Source organism: Rhodanobacter sp. B04, assembly GCF_002001125.1.
Classification (GTDB): Bacteria; Pseudomonadota; Gammaproteobacteria; order Xanthomonadales; family Rhodanobacteraceae; genus Rhodanobacter.
This window is the reverse complement of record NZ_MUNV01000011.1, coordinates 37,649-59,109: the sequence shown is the minus strand read 5'-3', so window position 1 is coordinate 59,109 and position 21,461 is coordinate 37,649. Positions and strand designations below refer to the sequence as shown.

25 protein-coding genes are annotated in these 21,461 nt (G+C 66.2%); 4 read left to right on the top strand and 21 right to left on the bottom strand.

Features of this window, described 5'->3' with window-relative positions; translation table 11 throughout:
* Positions 1-8: 8 nt before the first annotated feature.
* The 14 genes from hisF to gltX all read right to left on the bottom strand — a co-directional run bounded on the left by hisF (position 9) and on the right by gltX (position 11,183).
* Positions 9-806: an imidazole glycerol phosphate synthase subunit HisF gene (hisF, locus tag B0E46_RS09630; RefSeq protein WP_077555577.1), complete on the bottom strand. Its 798-nt coding sequence runs from the start codon at positions 804-806 to the stop codon at positions 9-11.
* Positions 800-1,528 carry a 1-(5-phosphoribosyl)-5-[(5-phosphoribosylamino)methylideneamino]imidazole-4-carboxamide isomerase gene (gene hisA / locus B0E46_RS09625; protein WP_077555576.1) on the bottom strand — a complete coding sequence of 243 codons (729 nt, stop codon included), beginning with the start codon at positions 1,526-1,528 and terminating at the stop codon, positions 800-802. Before hisA ends, hisF begins: the two co-directional genes overlap by 7 nt.
* Positions 1,525-2,115, bottom strand: coding sequence for an imidazole glycerol phosphate synthase subunit HisH (gene hisH / locus B0E46_RS09620; protein WP_077555575.1), 591 nt, complete (start codon positions 2,113-2,115; stop codon positions 1,525-1,527). Before hisH ends, hisA begins: the two co-directional genes overlap by 4 nt.
* Positions 2,115-3,179, bottom strand: coding sequence for a bifunctional histidinol-phosphatase/imidazoleglycerol-phosphate dehydratase HisB (gene hisB, locus B0E46_RS09615; RefSeq protein WP_077555574.1), 1,065 nt, complete (start codon positions 3,177-3,179; stop codon positions 2,115-2,117). Before hisB ends, hisH begins: the two co-directional genes overlap by 1 nt.
* Complete coding sequence (gene hisC, locus B0E46_RS09610) at positions 3,176-4,288, bottom strand: histidinol-phosphate transaminase (protein WP_077555573.1); 1,113 nt, start codon at positions 4,286-4,288, stop codon at positions 3,176-3,178. The genes hisB and hisC overlap by 4 nt, the downstream gene beginning before the upstream one ends.
* On the bottom strand, positions 4,285-5,592 hold the full coding sequence (gene hisD / locus B0E46_RS09605; protein WP_077555804.1) for a histidinol dehydrogenase: 1,308 nt from the start codon (positions 5,590-5,592) through the stop codon (positions 4,285-4,287). Before hisD ends, hisC begins: the two co-directional genes overlap by 4 nt.
* Positions 5,593-5,603: 11 nt before the next feature.
* Positions 5,604-6,497, bottom strand: coding sequence for an ATP phosphoribosyltransferase (gene hisG, locus B0E46_RS09600; protein ID WP_077555572.1), 894 nt, complete (start codon positions 6,495-6,497; stop codon positions 5,604-5,606).
* Positions 6,494-6,832, bottom strand: coding sequence for a YerC/YecD family TrpR-related protein (locus B0E46_RS09595; protein WP_077441929.1), 339 nt, complete (start codon positions 6,830-6,832; stop codon positions 6,494-6,496). Before B0E46_RS09595 ends, hisG begins: the two co-directional genes overlap by 4 nt.
* A gap of 303 nt (positions 6,833-7,135) precedes the next feature.
* Positions 7,136-7,297 (bottom strand): 30S ribosomal protein THX, encoded by a 162-nt coding sequence (locus B0E46_RS09590; RefSeq protein ID WP_007805033.1) that lies wholly within the window; start codon positions 7,295-7,297, stop codon positions 7,136-7,138.
* A 67-nt stretch (positions 7,298-7,364) separates the two neighbouring features.
* The gene (locus tag B0E46_RS09585) at positions 7,365-8,309 is read right to left on the bottom strand and encodes a cation diffusion facilitator family transporter (protein ID WP_077555571.1); all 945 of its coding nucleotides are present in this window, start codon (positions 8,307-8,309) and stop codon (positions 7,365-7,367) included.
* Between the two features lie 61 nt (positions 8,310-8,370).
* On the bottom strand, positions 8,371-8,805 hold the full coding sequence (locus B0E46_RS09580) for a MerC domain-containing protein (RefSeq protein WP_077555803.1): 435 nt from the start codon (positions 8,803-8,805) through the stop codon (positions 8,371-8,373).
* 121 nt (positions 8,806-8,926) lie between these two features.
* On the bottom strand, positions 8,927-9,436 hold the full coding sequence (locus tag B0E46_RS09575) for a transcriptional repressor (RefSeq protein ID WP_077555570.1): 510 nt from the start codon (positions 9,434-9,436) through the stop codon (positions 8,927-8,929).
* A gap of 32 nt (positions 9,437-9,468) precedes the next feature.
* Positions 9,469-9,747, bottom strand: a complete 279-nt coding sequence (locus B0E46_RS09570; RefSeq protein ID WP_077555569.1) for a hypothetical protein — start codon at positions 9,745-9,747, stop codon at positions 9,469-9,471.
* Positions 9,748-9,782: 35 nt separating this feature from the next.
* On the bottom strand, positions 9,783-11,183 hold the full coding sequence (gene gltX / locus B0E46_RS09565) for a glutamate--tRNA ligase (RefSeq protein WP_077555568.1): 1,401 nt from the start codon (positions 11,181-11,183) through the stop codon (positions 9,783-9,785).
* A gap of 67 nt (positions 11,184-11,250) precedes the next feature.
* Between gltX and B0E46_RS09560 the strand changes: the two genes are divergently transcribed.
* On the top strand, positions 11,251-12,039 hold the full coding sequence (locus B0E46_RS09560; protein WP_139350494.1) for a transporter: 789 nt from the start codon (positions 11,251-11,253) through the stop codon (positions 12,037-12,039).
* A 30-nt stretch (positions 12,040-12,069) separates the two neighbouring features.
* Here the strand turns inward: B0E46_RS09560 and B0E46_RS09555 are convergent, their stop codons facing one another.
* Positions 12,070-12,504, bottom strand: a complete 435-nt coding sequence (locus B0E46_RS09555; RefSeq protein ID WP_077555567.1) for a DUF4399 domain-containing protein — start codon at positions 12,502-12,504, stop codon at positions 12,070-12,072.
* Between the two features lie 155 nt (positions 12,505-12,659).
* Here B0E46_RS09555 and B0E46_RS09550 point away from each other — a divergent pair, with 155 nt between their 5' ends.
* Both B0E46_RS09550 and B0E46_RS09545 read left to right on the top strand, forming a co-directional pair.
* Complete coding sequence (locus B0E46_RS09550) at positions 12,660-13,820, top strand: glycosyltransferase family 1 protein (RefSeq protein WP_077555801.1); 1,161 nt, start codon at positions 12,660-12,662, stop codon at positions 13,818-13,820.
* Positions 13,789-14,364 (top strand): phosphatase PAP2 family protein, encoded by a 576-nt coding sequence (locus tag B0E46_RS09545; RefSeq protein WP_077555566.1) that lies wholly within the window; start codon positions 13,789-13,791, stop codon positions 14,362-14,364. Before B0E46_RS09550 ends, B0E46_RS09545 begins: the two co-directional genes overlap by 32 nt.
* A 482-nt stretch (positions 14,365-14,846) precedes the next feature.
* Here B0E46_RS09545 and accD read toward each other — a convergent pair whose 3' ends face one another.
* The 3 genes from accD to trpB all read right to left on the bottom strand — a co-directional run bounded on the left by accD (position 14,847) and on the right by trpB (position 17,889).
* Entirely contained in the window at positions 14,847-15,716 is an 870-nt protein-coding gene (gene accD, locus B0E46_RS09540; RefSeq protein WP_077555565.1) for an acetyl-CoA carboxylase, carboxyltransferase subunit beta, read from the bottom strand.
* 164 nt (positions 15,717-15,880) lie between these two features.
* The gene (gene trpA / locus B0E46_RS09535) at positions 15,881-16,681 is read right to left on the bottom strand and encodes a tryptophan synthase subunit alpha (RefSeq protein WP_077555564.1); all 801 of its coding nucleotides are present in this window, start codon (positions 16,679-16,681) and stop codon (positions 15,881-15,883) included.
* Positions 16,678-17,889, bottom strand: coding sequence for a tryptophan synthase subunit beta (trpB, locus tag B0E46_RS09530; RefSeq protein WP_077555563.1), 1,212 nt, complete (start codon positions 17,887-17,889; stop codon positions 16,678-16,680). Before trpB ends, trpA begins: the two co-directional genes overlap by 4 nt.
* Positions 17,890-18,018: 129 nt before the next feature.
* Here trpB and B0E46_RS09525 point away from each other — a divergent pair, with 129 nt between their 5' ends.
* On the top strand, positions 18,019-18,909 hold the full coding sequence (locus tag B0E46_RS09525; RefSeq protein ID WP_139350493.1) for a LysR family transcriptional regulator: 891 nt from the start codon (positions 18,019-18,021) through the stop codon (positions 18,907-18,909).
* 13 nt (positions 18,910-18,922) lie between these two features.
* On the opposite strand, the gene B0E46_RS09520 is transcribed toward B0E46_RS09525, so the two are convergent.
* From B0E46_RS09520 to truA, 3 genes are read right to left on the bottom strand one after another with little or no spacing between them, the layout of a single operon-like run.
* The gene (locus B0E46_RS09520; RefSeq protein WP_077555562.1) at positions 18,923-19,957 is read right to left on the bottom strand and encodes a cupin-like domain-containing protein; all 1,035 of its coding nucleotides are present in this window, start codon (positions 19,955-19,957) and stop codon (positions 18,923-18,925) included.
* Positions 19,954-20,595, bottom strand: a complete 642-nt coding sequence (locus B0E46_RS09515; protein ID WP_077555561.1) for a phosphoribosylanthranilate isomerase — start codon at positions 20,593-20,595, stop codon at positions 19,954-19,956. Before B0E46_RS09515 ends, B0E46_RS09520 begins: the two co-directional genes overlap by 4 nt.
* Positions 20,592-21,374 carry a tRNA pseudouridine(38-40) synthase TruA gene (gene truA / locus B0E46_RS09510; protein ID WP_077555560.1) on the bottom strand — a complete coding sequence of 261 codons (783 nt, stop codon included), beginning with the start codon at positions 21,372-21,374 and terminating at the stop codon, positions 20,592-20,594. Before truA ends, B0E46_RS09515 begins: the two co-directional genes overlap by 4 nt.
* Positions 21,375-21,461: the final 87 nt, after the last annotated feature.

The window sequence follows — 21,461 nt, the reverse complement described above, 5'->3', positions numbered from 1 at the left end:
CTTTTCTCTCACTTCTCACTCCTCGCTTCTTTACTCACTTCTCTGACCGCCACGCCCTGCCCGCGCAGATAGTGCTTGAGTTCGGGGATCGCGATGGCACCGGAGTGAAACACGCTGGCGGCCAGTGCGCCGTCCACGTCGGCCTCGACGAAGGCATCGCGGAAATGCTCCGGCGCGCCGGCACCGCCGGAGGCAATCAGCGGCACCCGGCAGATCGCGCGGACCATCGACAGCTGCTCCAGATCGTAGCCCTGGCGCACACCGTCGCTACCCATGCAGTTGAGCACGATCTCGCCGGCACCGCGCTGCTGCGCCTCGATCATCCAGTCCGAAGTCATACGCGGCAGCGCCTGCGTTTTCGTGGGGTCGCCGGTGTATTGGCGTACGCGCCAAGCACCATCCGCATCGCGCAGCGAGTCGATGCCGACCACCACGCACTGCACGCCGAATGCAGCCGCCAGTTCGTCGATCAGTGCTGGGCGTTCCAGCGCCGGCGAGTTGACCGAAATCTTGTCGGCGCCGGCATGCAGCACCGCGCGCGCCTCGTCCACCGAACGAATGCCGCCGGCGACGCAGAACGGAATGTCGATCACCCGTGCCACCCGCTCGACCCAGCCGCGATCTACGCCGCGTCCTTCCGGGCTGGCGGTGATGTCGTAGAACACCAGTTCGTCGGCACCCTCGTCGCGATAACGCAAGGCGAGGTCGACGATCTCACCCATCACCACGTGATCGCGGAAACGCACGCCCTTGACCACCTTGCCGTCGCGCACGTCCAGGCAGGGAATGATGCGGCGACTCAACATGCCAGCGCCTCCTGCACGGTGAAGCGCCCTTCCAGCAAGGCACGCCCAAGGATCACGCCCTGTGCACCGGCCTCGCGTGCCGCACGGATATCGTCCAGCGAACGCACGCCGCCGGAAGCCTGCACCGCCAGCTGCGGCACGCGATGGGCGAGATGGCGATACAGCTCCAGATTGAAACCGGCCAGCATGCCGTCGCGGTCGATGTCGGTGCACAGCAGATGGCGTGCGCCACGCGCGGCATACCACGGTGCGAGCTCGTCCAGCGTGCGCGCCTCGACTTCGGTCCAGCCGGCACTGGGCAAGGCCCAGCGGCCGTCGACAAGGCGTGTGTCGAGCGCGATGGTCAGCCGCTCGGCGCCGTATTTGGCCAGCCAGCCGGCGACCAGCCCGGGCTCGCGGATCGCCACGCTGCCCAGCACCACGCGACGCACGCCGGCCTCGAACAGACGCTGGAGATCGGCCTCCCCGCGCACGCCACCACCGGCCTGAATCTGCATGCCGTCGACGGCGATGGCCTGGATGACAGCCAGGTTGTCGAGGCTGCCGGAACGGGCGCCGTCCAGATCGACCAGATGTAGCCAGCGTGCACCCGCAGCGGCATAGCGCTGCGCCAGCTCGCGCGGATCGCTTGCATAGGTAGTCTGCTGCGCGTAGTCGCCCTGTTTAAGGCGTACCACCTGGCCGGCGCGCAGGTCGATCGCCGGGATCACTTCGAATGTCATAACGAGAGAAAATTCTGCAGGAGCTTCGCGCCAACCGCGGCGGAGCGCTCAGGGTGGAATTGCATGCCGTGGAAGTTGTCGCGGGCGATCACCGCCGAGAACGTTTCGCCGTAGTCGCTGGTGGCAAGACTCCAGTCGCCCACCGGCACCGCATAGCTGTGCACGAAGTAGGCCTGATCGTCGCCGCCCAGTCCGGCCAGCAACGGGTGCGGCTGTTTCGCGCGCAGTTGATTCCAGCCCATGTGCGGCACGCGCAGGCCGGGAGCTTCGACGAAACGGCGCACCGACGCCGGTATCAGCCCGAGGCAGGTGGTATCGCCCTCCTCCGAATCCGCGCACAACAGCTGCATGCCCAGGCAAACGCCGAGCACCGGCTGGGTCAGCGTACGCATCAGTTCGATCAATCCAAGCTCGCGCAGCCGCGCCATGCCGGGACCGGCCGCACCGACGCCGGGCAGGATCACCTTGTCGGCAGAGCGGATCGCCGCGGCGTCCGCCGTCAGCGCGGCATCCACGCCGAGCCGCTGCAGCGCATAGCGTACCGAGCCGATATTGGTGCCGCCCGCATCGACGAGGACCACGCTCATTACAAGGCGCCCTTGGTGCTGGGCAACTCACTGCCTTCGCGGCGAATTGCCTGGCGCAATGTGCGCGCGACCACCTTGAAGCAGGCTTCGACCATGTGATGCGCATTGTCGCCCTGCACGGCCAGGTGCAGGTTCGCGCCCAGCGTCTCGCACAGCGAGCGGAAGAAGTGCGGCACCAGTTCGGTCGGCACCTCGCCCACGCGTTCGCGCGGGAAGCGGCCATCGAACACGAAGTACGGCCGCCCGGACAGATCCAGCGCCGCGCTGGCCTGCGACTCGTCCATCGGCAAGGTGAAGCCGTAACGACCGATGCCGCGCTTGTCGCCCAGCGCCTGCTTCAATGCCTGCCCCAGCGCCAGCGCGCAGTCCTCGATGGTGTGGTGCTCGTCGATGTGGGTGTCGCCGTCGCAACTCAGCTCCAGCGCGAAGCCGCCGTGCTTGCCGATCTGTTCCAGCATGTGGTCGAAGAAACCCAGCCCGGTATGCGCCTTCGGCTCGGCCAGCTTGTCCAGGTCCACGCTGACCGTGATGCGGGTTTCCTTGGTATTGCGCACCACCGTCGCCGTGCGCGGCGCATCCAGCAGCTGGTGTGCAAGCTCGTCCCAGCTCACGCCGAGCGGGCCCACGCGCAGGCCGCGCACGCCGAGGTTCGCGGCGAACTGCAGATCCGTCTCGCGATCGCCGACCATCGCCGAGGCCGCCCGGCTCCAGCCGTCGTCGGCGAGGTAATGGCGCAGCATGCCGATGCCCGGCTTGCGGGTGTCCTTGCCCTCATGCGGGAAACTGCGGTCGATCAGCACTTCACGGAAACGCACTCCCTGCGAGGCGAGGATGCGCATCAGCAGCTCGTGCGGCCCGGCGAAGTGCGGCTCGGGGAAACTGTCGGTACCGAGGCCATCCTGGTTCGTCACCATCACCAGCTCGTAACCAGCGGCGACGAAGCGCTGCAGCGCGGCGATCACGCCCGGCAACAGCGCCAGCTTGTCGTAGCTGTCGATCTGTTCGTCAGCCGGCTCCTCGATCAGGCAACCGTCACGATCGACGAAAAGAATCTTGCGGCTCATGCGTAGTCACCCGAAGCCGGTTTGCCGACAAAACCACGGCCACCGATGGCCGCCTGTTTCAACTCGTTCAGGACACGATCGTTTTCATCGGGTGTACCGATGGTGATGCGCAGCGCGTCGCCAAGATTCGGATAGCGGCGTACATCGCGTACCACGATGCCCGCGGCAAGCAGCTTCTGATACATCGCGCCAGCGTCCTCGAAACGCACGGCCAGGAAATTCGCCTGCGACGGCAGCACCTCGCGCACGCCGGGCAGTTGGCGCAACGCTTCATGCATCCGCCCCCGCTGATTGCGCACGATGGCGACATGATTGCGCGCATTCACCTGGCCCCAGCCGGACAACGCGATCAGCGCAGCTTCCACGCACGGCAAGGGCAGCGGATACGGCGGCATGATCCGCTTGAGCAGCGCGATCACCTCGGCGTTCGCCAGCAACGTACCGATGCGCGCGCCAGCCAAGGCCCAGGCCTTCGACAAGGTACGCAGTACGGCAAGATTGTCGTAGCGGTCGATCAGGTCGGCCACGCTGGTGTCGCCAGCATCCGTGAACTCCACGTAGGCTTCGTCCACCACCAGCAACGCGCGACCGGCCAGCGCCTGCGCAAGCCGTTCGACACTCGCCCGCGGCACCAGTTGGCCGGTGGGATTGTTCGGGGTGCAGATGAAGACCAGTTTCACCGCCGGCGTCATCGCAGCGAGTATCGCGTCCACGTCCAGGGTGAAATCGGCCTGCAGCGCCACCTCGATCACGCCGGCATTCTGGATCCGTGCACATACCGCGTACATGCCGAAGGTCGGCGGCTGGATCAGGATCGCGTCTTCGCCGGCACGACAGAACGCACGCACCAGCAGATCGATCGCCTCGTCGCTGCCACGGCCCACCAGCAATTGTTCGCGGCGCACGCCGTAGAGCGCGGCCAGCGCGTCGACCAAGGCTGCTGGCTGCGGCTCGGGATAGCGGTTGCAACCGAGGCCATCGTCGCCCACCGGCGCCCATGCGGATTCATTCGCGTTGAGGAATACCTGACCACCGCTGGCCTCCATGCGGGCGGAGGAATACGGCTGCATGGCGCGGATTTCCGGCCGTGCCAGATCGAGCACGCTCATGGCCGCGCCTCCAGTGCTGCCAGGCGCAGGGTCACGGCGCGACGATGTGCTTCCAGTTGCTCGGCCGCCGCCAGCGTCGCCGTGCACGGGCCGATATTGCGCAAGCCTTCTTCACTCACTTCCTGCACCGTGATCTGCTTCTGGTAGCTCGCCACCGATATGCCGCTGTAGCTGCGCGCATAACCGTAGGTCGGCAGCACATGATTGCTGCCGCTGCAGTAATCGCCTACCGATTCAGGCGTCCATGCACCGAGGAAGATCGAGCCGGCGCTGTCGATGCCATCCAGCAAGGCGCGGGGCTCGGCCACCTGCAGGATCAGGTGCTCGGGCGCGTAGCGGTTGCTCACCGCGACCGCCTGCGCCAGCGAATCGACGGCGATCGAACGACTCTGCGCCAGCGCCTTCTCCGCGATGTCGCCACGCGGCAGTTCGGCACGTTGCCGCTCGACCTCGATCGCCACCTGGTCCAGCAGCGCCGTGGAAGGACTCAGCAGGATCACCTGCGAATCCGGGCCATGTTCGGCCTGTGACAGCAGATCGGCGGCGACGAACATCGGGTTGGCGTCGGCATCGGCAATCACCAGCACCTCGGAGGGGCCAGCAGGCATGTCGATCGCCGCACCATCCGGATCAGCGGAGACTTGCAGCTTAGCCTCGGTAACCCAGGCGTTGCCGGGGCCAAACAACTTGTCGCACTTCGGTACGCTGGACGTGCCATACGCCATCGCCGCGATCGCCTGCGCACCCCCGAGCTTGAATACCTTGTGCACGCCGGTGACGCGTGCCGCATACAGCACCGCCTCGTCGCAGGATCCGTCGGCGCGCGCCGGCGAACACAACACCACCTGGCGGCAACCGGCGATCTGCGCCGGGATGCCGAGCATCAGTGCGGTCGATGGCAACGGCGCCGTGCCCGCCGGCACATACAGGCCGATCCGGCTGATCGGGCGCAAGATCCGCTCCACCCGGACGCCAGCAGCGGTATCCACGCCCACGGGCTGCGGCGCAGCCGCACGATGGAACAGTTCGATGCGTGCGGCCGCTTCGTGGATCGCGGCTTTCAGGGCCGGATCGAGCGATGCTTCGGCGGCGGCGAACTCGGCCTCGTCCACTTCGATCGCTTCCAGCGCGCAACGGTCGTATTTCGCGCTGAGTTCCCGCAATGCGGTATCACCACGTTCGCGCACGGCGGCGACGATCCGCTCGACGCCGCGCCGCAGCTCATCGGCGCGCGACTGTGCGGGGCGCGCCAATGCCTCGCCTCGCGCAGCATCGTCCAACGCATTCCAGTCGATACGGTTCATGCCAACCTGCTTCATACGAGCATTTTCTCCACCGGCAACACATACATCTCGCGCGCACCGGCCTTCTTGATCTCTTCCAGCTGCCGCCAGCTCACCTCGCCGGCGCACAGCGCCTGTAGCATCAGCTGATCCGGCTGACCGGCCACCGACAGCAGGGTTGGCTGTGGCCCACCCGGCAGCAGCCGGGTAACCGCCTCCAGCGTGTGACGCGAGGTCTGCAGCAGCAGCAGGCGTGATTCGCGCACCTGGATCACGCCATCCAGCCGCTTCAGCAGAAGCTCCAGCATGTCGCCGCGCTCATCGACCGGCAGCGTCAACGACCCCGCCAGCACCGCCTCGCTTTCCAGCAGCACCTCGGCCTCGCGCAACTGGTTCGCGACCAGGGTGCCGCCGCTTTGCACCAGGTCGCAGATCGCATCGGCGGTGCCCAGCTTCGGCGCGATCTCGACCGAACCGGCCAGCATCACGACGCCGGCATCCACGGCATGCGTGCGCAGCCACTCGCCGAGCAGGCCGGGATACGAGGTGGCGATACGCCGGCCTTCCAACTGCTGCGGCCCGTGGTAATCCAGCTCCTGCGGCACCGCGATCGACAAGCGGCAGCGACCGAAGCCGAGCGGACGCAGTTCGCTGAGCGGCGCAAGCTCGCATCCGGCGGTGAGTTGGAATTCGCTCAGCACATTGCGTCCGACGATGCCGAGGTCACAAACACCTTGGGCGATCAAGCCGGGGATGTCGTCATCGCGCACCAGCAGCAGGTCGACCGGCTCGCCCTCACCGAAACAGAACAGCTTGTCGCGACTCTGCCGGAACGTGAGCCCGCAACGGGTGAGCAGTTCCAGCGCAGGCTCGGTGAGCCGGCCGGATTTCTGCATCGCAATACGCAAACGGTCACGCGTCTTCATGCCTTTGCCTTCTTCGCCGCCAGCGATTGCCGGCGGGCCGCGCGAGCTGCCGCAGCCAGATAGCCGCCGTTGCCCTGGTTGAGATAGCGAGCCACCCGTCCGATGGTGGTGATGCTGACCGCGGTGCGCTCGTGGATCTCCCGATAGGCGATGCCTTCCAGCAGATACGGCACCACCCGCCAACGGTCCACCAGCACCTCCAGTTCGGCAGGCGTGCACAAGTCGCCCAGGAAGGCGCCCATCTCGTCGGCGTTCTTCATCGACAGCAGGGCCTCGCAAAGGCTCAGCTTGGCTGACTCGTCGGGGGTTTCGGGATCCAGCGATCGACGTTTCATAATGTACTAATGCATTAACACAATGGATCGAATGATACATGGCATGTGGCAGCGCGGCAAACCGGTTGCCTAAGTGTGTCAACCGGCATTCAGATTCCGGCGCCGGGACAGCCATCTCCCGCGCGTCGGCTCGATGCGCAACGAATCGACGGGACGGGCAATGACGTTCGCTGCGTCCCCAGCCATCGCCTGCGACACAGGCGCACGATCAGGCGTATCGACTGCGACTCGAACAAATCCACATCCCTGAAAACAAAAACCCCCGCCGGGGCGGGGGTCTTCATCAGTCCGGTGCGGGCTGGCTCAGGCCGACTTCTTCTTCGGCGCAGCCTTCTTCGCGGCGGCCGGCTTGGTCACCGTCGGCTTGGCGCCGACGACGGCCGGCAGCGCGCCGTGCGCACGGGTATTGCCGTAGCTGCCGCGGTAGGTCTTGCCGCGACGGGTCTTGCGATCGCCCTTACCCATGGGAACTCCTTGATTTATTGGATGAACGGCCTACCATCATAGCAGCGCGGGACCTCAGCAGCCAGCGTCAGCGATGGCCGTGCCCCGCACAACCCGGCGCCTGATCCAGGCATTCGCCCGGATCGATCTGCACGGTCACATGCTGGACGCCGAAATGCTCCCGCAGCATCTGCTTGATCGCCCGCAAGGCCTGCGCGCCATCGGCATGCTCATGCAGCTCGGCATGCAGGGTCGCCATGCGCGAGCCCGACGCGAGCTGCCATACGTGCAGGTGGTGAATATCACGGATCGACGGATCGGCACCACGCAGCGACACTTCCACTGCCGCACTGTCCATCCCGTCGGGGACGCCTTCAAGCAGGATGTGCCCGGACAGCCGCAACAGGCGCCACGCACTGTTGAGGATCAGCAGCGACACCAGCAACGACAGCACCGGATCGGCCCACTCCCAACCAAGCCAGCGGATCGCCAGCGCCGCCACCACCGCCGCCACCGAACCGAGCAGGTCGCCCAAGACGTGCAGGCTCGCGCCGGCCAGATTGACGTTGTCATGCGCATGCCCGTGCAGCATGCGCAGCACCAGCAGGTTCACCAGCAGGCCGATGATCGCCACCACCAGCATCGTCCCGGACAGGATTTCCCCGGGGTGCATCAGCCGGGTGATCGCCTCGTAGATGATCCAGCCAACCAGGACGAACTGGCTCAGTGCATTGACGAAGCCAACCAGCACCTCGATCCGGCCATAGCCGTAGCTGCGCCGCGCATCGGCCGGCCGGGTCGCCATCCACGCGCCGACCAGCGCCAGCAGCAGCGCCAGTGCGTCGACCATCATGTGACCGGCATCGGCCAGCAGCGCCAACGAGCCGGACCATGCGCCGCCGACCACCTCGGCCACCATCATCAAGGTGGTCAGGACGAAGGCAAACAGCAGCTTGCGGTCCTGGCCACCGCCCGGAATGGCGTGCTCATGCGCGCGTGGATGATCGTGCGAGTGCGTATGCGACATGCTCATCCGTGCATGCTAGGAACGGCAGCTGCCGTTACACAATCACGAGGGTGCGGCTGCACGCGATTCAGTGCGCGCACTGCGGGCCATGCACATGGTCATGGCCGTAGCGACGGTCACTGCGCAGATTGACGAAATGCGCCGAAGCCACCAGCAGGCCGCCACAGGTCACCAGCACGCTGTGCAGGATCACCGAATAGTGCTCGGCGTAAGTGACGCCAAGCAGCAGCAGGCCCAGCCCTGGCGCGGCCAGCAGCAAGGGCAGCGTGACCTGGTGACGACGATAGCCGCGGATCATCGCGAACAGGGCGAGCGTGCAGGCGAAGAACACGAAGCCGCGCTCGAAACGATGATCGGCCAGAAACTCCAGGCCGATGAACGGCAACAGCGCCAGCACGAACGGCAACAGCGCACAGTGGATCGCGCACAGGAACGAAGCCGTCGCACCGATGCGGTCGGCCACATGCCACCAGCGGGATTTGTTTGCCTGCTCGGAGTCCATCGACCTGTCTGCCGTCGCCAAACGTGGCGACTCGATAACCCTAGTGGATGATATGTTACTTTATAACATTCAAGAGCGCCATACCGTCTCGCCGAGGCGACCAACGATCTAACAAGGCCGATCAGGGCTTACGGCAGTTCTTGCAGGTGCCGTGCACTTCCAGCGTCTGCGCCTGCGGCCGGAAGCCGAGTGCCGCGGCCTGGGCCTCGATCAGCTCGGCCACTCGCTCATCGCACACTTCCTGCGCGCTGGAACAGGTATCGCAGATCAGGAACGGTACCTGATGCGCCTCGGCCGGATGGTGGCAGGAGACGAAGGCGTTGATCGATTCCAACTTGTGGATGAAGCCGTTCTCCAGCAGGAAATCAAGCGCACGGTAGACCGTGGGCGGTGCCGCATTGCCGTGCTTCTCACGCAGCAGGTCGAGCAGGTCGTAGGCCTTGATCGGCTTGTGCGCGTCGGCGATCAGCTCCAGCACTTCCTTGCGCAACGGCGTAAGGCGCAGGCCGCGTTCCTCGCTGGCATGCTCGACCGCGCGTACGAAACCCTTCGCATCGTGATGATGCGGGTGATGCGCGTGCGTGTGGTGGGCAGCGTCGTGGCTCAAGGGTCTTACCTCTGGATGGATCATACACTGGCGCCTGCCGCGTACCCTGGCCGAGTTCACCGCCGCAACGGCGGCGGCCTGGCAGGCGGTTTGGGCCGGGGCTTGGCGAGGATCACGACCCAGCCGATCGGCCCCAGCACCAGCGCCCAGACGATGCCTTCCGCGGTTCGGCCGCGCCACCAACCCAACAATGCACCGACGGCAACGAACAGCAGGTTCCACCAGAACATGGCGGCCCACGGCAGCATATTCAACAGATTGACGAAGATCTGCCAGAACGCGCCCGGTGCGTCGGGATCAACGCCCTGGGAGGCTCTGGCGATCAGATCGTCCATGCCGCGCTCAGTGCGTCATCGACATGATGGCGGGATCAACCCTGCGCCAGGGCGATCGCGTCGTCGACGCGCTTGAGCGCCTCGGCGCGACCGGCCAGATAGATCGTGTGCTCGATCGACGGCGACACCTGGGTGCCGGTCATCGCCACGCGCAGCGGCTGGGCGATCTTGCCCATGCCCAGTTCCAGTTTCGCGGCCACCTGCTCGATCACCTGATGGATCGGCTCGGGTTTCCACTCGCAATCGGCCAGCAACGACTTTGCCGCGTTTAGCACGGCCACCGCACTGTCGTTCTTCAGGTGCTTGGCGACTGCCTTGTCGTCCCATTCGGCGATCGGCGCGTACCAGATCTTCGCGCGCTCGGCCATTTCCTTCAGCGTGTGTACGCGGTCGCGCAGCGCGATGATCACGTCGACCGGCGCCGGGCCTTTCGAGCTATCGATGCCGGCATGCTGCAGATGCCAGGCGAACTCCGCCACCAGCGACTGCGGCTCGTCGGTCTTCAGGTAATGCTGGTTGAGCCAGGCGAGCTTCTCGGTATCGAAGCGCGAAGCGGCCTTGTTGACATCACTGATGTCGAACAGCGCAATCATCTGCTCACGCGAAAAGATCTCCTGATCGCCATGCGACCAGCCCAGCCGCACCAGGTAGTTCAGCAGCGCGTGCGGCACGAAGCCGTCGGCGCGGTAATCCATCACGCTGACCGCGCTGGTGCGCTTGGACAGCTTCTTGCCTTCCTTGTCGAGGATCATCGGCAGATGCGCGAACTCCGGCACCTTGGCACCGAGCGCGTGATAGATGTTGATCTGGCGCGGCGTGTTGTTGACGTGGTCGTCGCCACGGATCACCTCGGTGATGCCCATGTCGATATCATCGACAACCACGGCGAAGTTGTAGGTCGGCCAGCCGTCGGAGCGGAAGATCACCAGGTCGTCCAGCTCGGTGTTCGCCCACTCGATCCGGCCCTTCACCTTGTCGTCGAATACCACCGAACCTTCGCTCGGATTGCGGAAACGGATCACGCGATTGGGATCTTCACGGAAAGGCTCGTTGCGATCCCGGTAATAGCCGTTGTAGCGCGGCTTCTCGCCCTTCGCCATCGCGGCCTCGCGCATCGCCTCGATCTCGTCCTTGCTCTCGTAGGCGTAATACGCCTTGCCGGCGGCAACCAGCTCATCGGCCACCTGCTTGTATCGCTCCAGCCGCTGGGTCTGGTAGAACGGACCTTCGTCGGCGTCGAGGTCGAGCCAGTGCATCGCATCGATGATGGCTTTCACGGCCTCGTCGGTCGAACGCTCGCGGTCGGTATCCTCGATGCGCAAGATGAATTCGCCACCGCGGCGACGCGACTCCAGCCAGCAATACAGTGCAGTGCGCGCACCGCCAATATGCAGGAAACCGGTTGGGCTGGGAGCGAAGCGGGTACGAACGGTCATGGGGTCTTTTCTGAAGGAACGGAACGAAGCGATGGATTTTAGCCGATACCGGGGCGGCAGCCGATGCATGATGCGGCACACACGCCGCATTCCGTACCTTGCGCGGTTCGTCATGCCGATACTGGGCGGGCTCGGCCTCACCCAGCCCGCATGGGCCGGCAACCCCGGCTATGACCGCCCTGGCTACGGTTTCACGCCCGTCGTGCTGGATGCTGGCGACATCATCGTCGAGCAGGGACTGCCGGACTGGAGCCGCGACCGACAGGATGGCACCTCAAGTTCACTGTACAGCGCGGACAGCCTGCTGCGCATCGGCCTTGGCGGTCCGGTGGAATTGCAACTCGGCAGTTCACCATGGAATGCATTGCGGCAGACAGGTGCGGGCGGCGACACCAGCATCCAGGGGCACGGCGACACCGTCCTGGGATTGAAGCTCGCCCTGCCCTCCTCAAACCAGGCCTTCAGCTGGGGATTGCTCGGCAGCGTGGAATTCACCGATGGCGCACAGGCGTTTCGCAGCGAGCGCCGCCAGTACCTGCTTGGGGCACAGTTCAACCTGCAGGCAAACGAGAACAACTCACTGGGCCTGTATCTCCAGGACGTGCGCAGCGGCGGCGCGGACAGTACCACCGTGGCGGCCAGCGACAACTACGCGCTGGGCAAGACGGTGACGCTGTATGCCGAGGCCGCCTGGTTGCATGTGCCGGATCAGGGCAGCGGCACGGTCGCCGGTGGCGGGCTGGCATGGATGGTCACCCCGCGCGTGCAGCTCGATGCCGGCTTCGATCGCCGGCTGAGTGGCGCGGCTCCCGATTGGCAGACCAATCTAGGCGTCTCGATCTACTTCGGGCACTGACCGCAACCGGCAAGCGAGTGCTGCCCGGCCTCACTTGACGTGGATGGTGATCTTCTTCGACACCAGCGGCGGGGCGAACGGCACGTGGTTCTCGTCACCAAGCTCCAGTTGCAAGGTGTGCGTGCCGGGCTTCAGCTTGAGCGTGGTTTCGGTCTGGCCGCCACCGAAGTGGAGATGGTTGTCGTCCTTCGGAATCGGCACACCGGCAGCCGGCAGCTCCTTCACGTCGACCAGCAGGTGATGGTGGCCCGTGTGCTCCTTGGACACGCCGGCCGGCGCCACGCCCATGCCCTTGAGACCGAAGCGCACGGTGAATTCCCGGCCGACAGTGGCGCCATCGCCGGGCGAGATGATGTAGACCGTGGCGTCGGCGGGAGCCCTGGTGACCGGCAGGGTCGGTGCATCGGCAGCCATCACGCCGCCGGCCAGTCCACCCAGGGCAAGCGCAAGCAGGATGCGTTTCATCGGCGTTTTCCTCGTTGGCAGAAAGACCCAGTGTAGGCGCGTCTGCCCGGACAAGACACTTCTGGGCAATGGCGGCGTCACCGCGGCGTCATGCACCCGCCACACCGCCGAAACGCCAGCGCCCGATGCTGCGCCAAGCCAGCACGGGTATCTTCATGCGCATCGGCATCGTCAGCGAAACCTATCCACCCGAAATCAACGGGGTTGCATTGACCGTGCACAGCCTGGCTGCCGGGCTCGCCGCCCGCGGCCACCAGGTGGATCTGGTCCGCCCGCGCCAGCCTCGGCCACACGTCGATGAGCCCGGTATCGACGTACTCAACGTCCGCGGCGGCGCGCTGCCCCGTTACCCGGGCCTGCGCTTCGGCCTGCCCGCTGGCGGCACGCTGCGCCAGCACTGGCAGCAGCAGCGCCCCGATGCGATCTACGTCGCCACCGAAGGGCCGCTCGGCTGGTCGGCCGTGCGCGCAGCCACGCGACTGGGGATCCCGATCAGCAGCGGCTTCCATACCCGCTTCGACAGCTACGCCGACCACTACGGCCTGGGCCTGCTCACGCCGGTGGTGCGCAGCTACCTGCGCCGTTTTCATCGACGCGCTGCCGCGACCCTGGTGCCTACCGATGCGCTCGCGCAGGAACTGCACACCATGGGCATCTCCAATGCCCGCCTGCTGCGCCGCGCGGTGGACACGCAACTCTTTCACCCCAACCGGCGCGACGACGACCTGCGCGACGCGTGGGGTGTCGATGCAGGCACGCCGGTAGTGCTGTACGTGGGACGCATCGCGCCGGAAAAGAATCTTGAACTGGCCGTGCAGGCATTTCGCGCCATCCAGCAGCGGATACCGCGCGCGCGCTACGTCTGGGTCGGCGATGGCCCGGCACGCCCGGCGCTGGAAGCGGCGCATCCGGATTTCATCTTTGCCGGCGTGCAGCGCGACGAAGCGCTGGCGCGGCATGTCGCCAGCGCAGACCTGTTTCCCTTCCCCAGCCTCAGCGAAACCTTCGGCAACGTGATTCTCGAAGCGCTGGCTGCCGGCCTGCCAGTGGTCGCCTATGCCGAAGGCGCCGCACGCGAGCACCTGGTCGACGGCATCAATGGCTACTGCATCGAATCGGGCAACGCCACGGCCTTCATGGATGCCGCCGCCAGGCTGGCGAGCAATCCCGGCCTGATCCGGCACATGGGTCGCGCCGCCCATGCCGGCATGGCGGGACTTTCGCCCGATTCGGTAATCCGCGATTTCGAAACCCTCCTGCGCGAGATGGCCGAGGAAAACCAGCATGAACACATTGCCGCCGTTGCACACGCCTGAGCTGTCGATCGGGCCGACCCGCTTCGCACTGGACCGCCGCGTCTGCGTCGCGGCGAACCGCTGGGGTGCACGACGCGCCGTGGGAATGTTTTTCGGTGCGGTCAGCCGGCTCGGCGACGGCGTGTTCTGGTACGTACTGATGGCCGTGCTGGCCCTGGTCGGCGGTCCGCGCGGGCTGGCCGCCGCGGCGCAGATGGCCGCTACCGGGCTGACCGCACTGCTGCTGTATCGCCTGCTGAAACGCTGGACGCATCGACCGCGCCCATACCGGGCCTGTCCTGGCGTGATCGCGCATGTGCCGGCGCTGGATGAATTCAGCTTTCCGTCGGGACACACCTTGCAGGCGGTGAGCTTCAGCATCGTCGCACTGGCCTGGTATCCGCAGCTGGCGCCGCTGCTGATCGGATTCACCACCCTGATCGCGATCTCGAGAGTGATCCTCGGGCTGCACTATCCGAGCGACGTGCTCGCCGCCATCCTCATCGGCAGCGGGCTGGGCGCAGCGTCGTTGTGGCTGCTGTCGATGGCCTCGAAGCTCGCATGAGCCGACACGCGGCTGATCAGCATTTGCGCACGCCGTCACAAGCGCCTTTGCGGTCAGTCAGATAGCGCACTTGTCCACAGGCTTTACCGGTCACGCTCCACAATCGCTGTGGATGACTCCGCACCGAACCGGCAGACACTGCGCAAAATGTCAGCACGCCGTGCCAAGTGCCTGTCGGCAAAAGGGCCAAATCAGGTTGTCCACAGGCTTTCACGGAAGGCGTGCACAGCAGCTGTGGAAAACTGTGTCGCCGGACATGACGACCCCGGCCTACCGCCCGGGGTTGTCGAGTGGGGTGCCTGTGCAATTCCTGCTCAGCGCGTAGCAAGTGTCTGATCGATAAGCTGCAGGCGCGGCTTGTCCACAGGCTTTGCCGGCAGGCTTCCACATCGGCTGTGGAAAACCCGCGCGCAGAAAACCCGGTTCGAAAACGGCGATGCCGCCATACGGCGGCATCGCTTCGCTGCTGCAGCTGCATCCGATCAGGCCGCGCGCGGCGCCTTCACCAGGATGCCGAGCAGGTCCGCCAGCTTGTCGCGCATTTCGCGACGGTCGACGATCAGATCGATCGCACCGTGCTCGACCAGGAACTCGGAACGCTGGAAGCCTTCCGGCAACGTCTCGCGCACGGTCTGCTCGATCACGCGCGGACCGGCGAAGCCGATCAGCGCCTTCGGCTCGCCGATGTTGATGTCGCCCAGCATCGCCAGACTGGCGGATACGCCACCGGTGGTCGGATTGGTCAGCACGCTGATGTACGGCACGCCGGCATCGCGCAGGCGCGCCAGCGCCGCCGAGGTCTTGGCCATCTGCATCAGCGAGAACAACGCCTCCTGCATGCGCGCGCCGCCAGTGGCGGAGAAGCACACCAGCGCACTGCGGTCGGCCAGTGCGCGTTCGGCGGCGCGGGCGAATTTCTCGCCGACCACCGAACCCATCGAGCCACCCATGTAAGCAAACTCGAACGCCACCGCCACCAGCGGACGCCCCTTGAGCTTGCCGCTCATGGCCAGCAGCGCGTCTTTCTCGCCGAGCTTTTTCTGGGTGGCGACGATGCGGTCGCGATACTTCTTGGAGTCGCGGAATTTCAGCGGATCGGTGGGTTCCAGGCCGGCCCACAGTTCCTGGGCGGAGCCTTCATCCAGCAGCGCATCCAACCGCGTGCGGGCACTGATGTAGTGATGATGGCCGCACTTCGGGCAGACCATCAGGTTGCGCTCCAGCTCCGGCCGGTACAGCACGGTACCGCAACCGCCGCACTTCTCCCACACGCCCTCGGGTACCGAACCCTTGCCGCCGTTCGTACCCGGCGGGCGGGTGCGCGGGTTCATGATTTTCTGCAGCCAATTCATATCGACCCAACCTCTATCTGAAAACAGGGGCTGTCGTATTCGACAACCTCCATCAAGCGAACCCGCATGGCACCACGCGCATCCCTCTCCCTCTGGGAGAGGGCGAAGGGTGAGGGCTCATGCCGCCTCGACCCTGTCTTTCAACCCGCCGCACCATGCTGCACTCAATGCGCATCGAGCGCGCTGCGGATCGGCGCGAGAAACGCGTGGACCCGCATGGTCATTTCCTCGGCATCCGTTGCCCCGGCCAAGCGCTCGACCAATGCGCTGCCGATCACCACCGCATCGGCAAAACCGGCAATCGCCTTGGCACTCGCCGCATCGCGGATACCGAAGCCTACTGCCACCGGCGCCTTCGCGTGAGCACGGATATCCGCCACGCGCGCAGCGATATCGCCGGTGCTCAAGTGTGCCGCACCGGTGATGCCGGCAAACGAGACATAGTACAGGAAACCTTCCGCGGAACCGCACAGCTGCGCCATACGCACGGGTGCGGTGGTCGGCGCAGCGAGCAGGATCTGCTGCAATCCGGCCTCGCGCAGCGGCTGCAATACCGCCGCCTCTTCCAGCGGGCAATCGACCAGCAACACGCCGTCGACGCCGGCCTGCACGGCTTCCTGCGCGAAGCGCGCATAGCCGTGGATCTCGACCGGATTCAGGTAACCCATCAACACGATCGGCGTCTCGGCATCGCGCTGGCGGAACCTAGCGACCCAGCCCAGCACTTCGTTCAGGCCGACGCCTTTCGCGATCGCCCGCTCGCTGGCGTGCTGGATCACCGGGCCATCGGCCATCGGATCGGAGAACGGCACGCCCAGCTCGATCAGGTCGGCGCCGGCATCGACCAGCGCATGCATCAACGCCACCACGTGTTGCGGCGACGGATCGCCCGCGGTGACGAAGGGGATCAAGCCGGTGCGACCTGCGGCTTTCAGTGCGGCGAAGCGGCGGTCGATGCGGCTCATACTTCCACTCCTTCGCGCGCCGCGATGGTGTGCACGTCCTTGTCGCCGCGGCCGGAGAGATTGCACAGCACGATGCCGTCCTTCGGATACTCACGCGCCAGCTTGATCGCCTGCGCCACCGCATGGCTGGACTCGAGCGCAGCCAGGATGCCTTCGGTGCGCGCCAGCAGATGAAACGCTTCCATCGCCTCATCGTCGGTCACACCGACATATTCGGCCCGGCCGGCGTCCTTGAGGAACGCGTGCTCGGGGCCGACACCGGGATAATCAAGTCCGGCCGAGATCGAGTGCGTCTCGGTGATCTGACCGTTGTCGTCACACAGCACGTAGGTACGGTTGCCATGCAGCACGCCGGGGCGCCCGGCAGCCAGCGAGGCTGCGTGATGGCCTGTCGCAATGCCCTCACCCGCCGCTTCGGCACCGACGATACGGACATCGGCGTCGTTGAGGAACGCATGGAACAGGCCGATCGCGTTGGAGCCGCCGCCGACGCAGGCGGTCAGCACATCCGGCAGGCGACCGTACTGCTCCAGCATCTGCGCGCGCGCCTCGCGGCCGACGATCGCATTGAAGTCGCGCACCATCAACGGATACGGATGCGGGCCGGCGACGGTGCCGATGATGTAGAAGGTATCGGCGACATGGGTGACCCAGTCGCGCATCGCCTCGTTCAACGCATCCTTCAGCGTCTTCGAGCCCGAGGTCACCGGCACGACTTCCGCACCGAGCAGCTTCATGCGGTAGACGTTGATCTTCTGCCGCTCGATATCCACCGCCCCCATGTAGACCACGCACTTCAAACCGAGCCGTGCGGCTACCGTGGCGCTGGCCACCCCGTGCTGGCCGGCGCCGGTCTCGGCGATGATGCGCGGCTTGCCCATGCGCTTGGCGACCAGCGCCTGGCCCACGGTGTTGTTGATCTTGTGCGCGCCGGTGTGGTTCAGGTCCTCGCGCTTGAACAGGATGCGCGCGCCACCGACATGCTGCGACAAGCGCTCGGCGTGATAGACCGGGCTGGGCCGGCCGACGTAATGCTTCAGGTCGCGGTCGAGCTCGGCGATGAACTCCGGATCGTCGCGCAGGCGCAGATAGGCTTCGCTCAGTTCGGCCAGCGGTGCCATCAGGGTTTCAGCCACATAGCTGCCGCCGTAGTTGCCGAAGCGTCCGTGCACATCGGGCCAGGCGTGGAAATCATCGATCGTGGGCATGCCGTCACTCGTCTCGGGAGAATCGCCGCCGCGCCCGTGCGCTGCAGCAAGGCGCTCACCGTAGCGCAGTGGCGCGCCCGGCAAAAGCGATAAGATCACCGCAACCTGTCAGGAAAACTCACAGATAACATGTCCCGTGAACTGCCCTCGCTGAACGCCCTGCGAGCCTTCGAGGCCGCAGCACGGCTGGAAAGTGTGAGCCGTGCTGCCGCCGAACTGCATGTAACCCACGGTGCGGTGAGCCGGCAGATCCGTGCGCTGGAAGCCGAATTGGGGGTACCGCTATTCGGTCGCGAGGGACGCGGGCTGACGCTGACTGCTGCGGGCCGCCAGTTGCGCGACGGCGCCGCCAGTGCATTCGCGCAACTGCGCCAGACCTGCGACAAGCTGCGCCGCGAGACCAGCCATGCACCATTCGTGCTCGGCTGCGCCGGCAGCGTGCTGGCACGCTGGGTGATTCCCCGGCTGGAGCGACTGGGTCGCGACCTGCCCGACCTGAAACTGCACCTGTGCGCCGTCGAGGACCTGTCCGCGCCGACCTTGCCAGGCCTGGACGCCGCCCTGCTGCTGGCCGAGCCGCCGTGGCCAACGCCGTGGCAGGCGCAGGTGTTGTCCCCGGAGCGGATCGGCCCCGTGCTCAGTCCGCGTCATCCGCGTTACGCCGCCCTGCGCAAGGCCAGTGCGAACGCACTGTGCAAGGAGGCGCTGCTGCACACCGCCTCGCGCCCGCAGGCGTGGCCGGCATGGGCGCGCACGCAGCGGATCGCCGCCGGCCGGCTGCATTACGGGCAGTCGTTCGAACACCTCTATTACCTGCTGGAAGCGGCAGTGGCCGGCCTCGGCGTGGCGATCGCGCCGCAGCCGCTGGTGGCCGATGACCTCGCCGCCGGCCGACTGGCTGCGCCGTGGGGATTCCGTGCCACGCCGGCGAGCTGGGTGTTGTGTGCACCGAAGCGCGCCGACGACGCGCGCGCGAGCGCGCTGACGGACTGGTTGCGACGGGAGCTGGCAGGGAGTTGAAGCCTGCCCCCCGTCAGAGGTTGAGGCGCGCGCCCTGCTTCAACTGTTCGACCGTTTCGGGCGTCAATGGGCCGAGCACGCCGCGGCGATGTTCGGGGATATGCGCAATGGCCTCCTCGTCGCCGAACACGTAGTGGTCCAGCAAATTCTTCCAGCCGGCCCGCTCGGCAGGCGGCAGCGTGCGGAAGGCGAGCAGGCAGTGGTACAGCGCGGCCCGTGCATGGCCCGTGGTGAAACCCTCAACCTGCACGGGACTCCACCAGTAGTTCACCAGCGCGTTGAGCTGTCCGAGCGACTCGACGTTGTGCCACCACAGGGGCGGCATGTAGATCGCGTCGCCCGGATGCAGCTCGGCCACCTGCGCGGCGGCCAGCGCCTGCCTCAGGCGCGGATAGCGCGGATCGTCCGGCTGGTCCAGCCGGGCCATGCTGATCGCCGCGCCGGTGGGTGCGAAATCCAGCGGGCCAATGTAGAGGTTGGGCAACTGCTCCGGCGGGAACAGCGTGAAGCGGCGCGTGCCGCATACCACGCAGGCGATGTTGTGCTGCGAATCGAAATGCGTGGGCGTGGTGACCCGGTTGCCCATCCACAGGCGTGGCTCCACGCCCGGGTCGAGGAAAGGCAATGCGTGCTCGGCGAGGAATCCGGGCAGGCAATCGCGGATCGGCGCGCTCTGGATCACCAGCCCCGGCGCGTTCTCGCGCCGGCTGTAGCTCGCCAATCGCTGCAGGCCGAGGGTGACCGGCACCTTGAAGTGCTGGTAGCTGAGATCGCTCATGTCTGCCGCGTAGCCGATGATGCCGTCGGCTTCCGGCGCGACCATCAGGGTGCTCACGTCGGCACCGTTGTCCAGCTCCGCCAGCCGCTGCGCGAAGGCGGTGTCCGACTGCCGCGCCAGCTTCACGATGGGCCAGTCGTTGACCAGGCCGCGGATCACCAGCGGGCGGTCGTGGCCCAGCACGTCGTCGAGGCCGAACGGGCGATCGCCGCCGGGGTGGTATTCCTCGATCGCGGCGGGTGCGGGGGTCGCACCGGCGAATTCGCTCATGATTGTCCTTCCGTCCCGTCCGCCGCCTGCACGGCTGCCATGAAGTCCGCCAGCCTGGTCGCATCCTTGATGCCCGGTGCCGATTCCACCCCGCTGGCCACATCCACCGCCCACGGTCGCGTCATGCGAACCGCCGCACCCACGTTGCCTGCATGCAGGCCGCCGGCAAGGATCAGCGGCTGCGCGAGATCGTGCGGCAGCAGCGACCAGTCGAACGCCTTGCCGCTGCCTCCGGCCTCGCCGAGGCCGTGCCCGTCCAGCAGCAGCCCCGCCGCGCCCGGGTGGGCGCGCAGCCGCGGCAACGCCGCTGCGCCGCCGCCCATCGCGATGGCCTTGAGCCAGGGGCGGCCGAACTGCGCGCACCAGTCGTCGCGCTCGTCGCCATGGAACTGCAGCAGATCCGGCTGCACCGCAGCGATCGCCTCCTCGACGAAGAGCGCCTCGTCGTCCATGAACAGCGCCACGCAGGCGACGAACGGCGGCAGCGCGCGACGGATCGCCTGCGCCTGCGCCATCGTCACCCGCCGTTTGCTGCGTGCGGTGAACACCAGCCCGATCGCATCCGCACCCAGCCGCGCGGCGAGCAATGCATCCTCGACGCGGGTCATGCCGCAGCACTTGATGCGAGTCCGCGTCATTCGCCTGCACCTGCCAGGCAGACATCCGCAGGCAAACCCCAGTACCTCTCGTAACGCGGGCCGACAAAGGTCAGCCCGGTAGCCGGTGCGGTCGGCCCGGCCACCTGGCGGTCGCAGCCGGCCAGCAGTTCGGCCATCCATTCGACCGGCTGCTCGGCGCGGCCGATCGGCAGCAGCGAACCCACGATATTGCGCACCATATGGTGCAGGAAGGCATTCGCCTCGATCTCGATGAGGACCTGCTCGCCCTCGCGCCGCACGTTCACCGCCAGCACCGTGCGGCGCGGATGCGCCGCCTGGCAGGACAATGCGCGGAATGCGCTGAAGTCGTGTTCGCCGAGCAAGGCCTGCGCCGCCAGGTGCATGCGCCCGGCGTCCAATGGCAAGCGCTCCCAGGTGACATAGCGCGCATCCAGTGCTGCGCGTACCGGGCGATTGAGGATCTGATAGCGGTAACGGCGACTGCGCGCGGCATAGCGTGCGTGAAAGCTTTCCAGCACCGGTTGCGCCCACAGCACCGCGACGCTGGCGGGCAGGTTCGAACAGGTACCAAGCACCCAGCCGCGCATGTCGCGCCGCGCCTCGGTGTCGAAGTGCACCACCTGGCAACGTCCATGCACACCGGCATCGGTGCGTCCGGCGCAGCTGATCTCGACCGGATGCGCAGCCACCGCCGACAGCGCCTGCTCGACCGCCCCCTGCACGCTGGCATCGGTTTTTAGGCGTTGCCAGCCGGAAAAATCGGTGCCGTCGTATTCGATGCCAAGAGCAATACGCATGGGGATGTACAAGAGCCGGCTTTGAAGACACGAGAGATTAGCAGCCCGGCAACGAAACCGGGCCGGCAAGGCCGGCCCGGTTTCTTC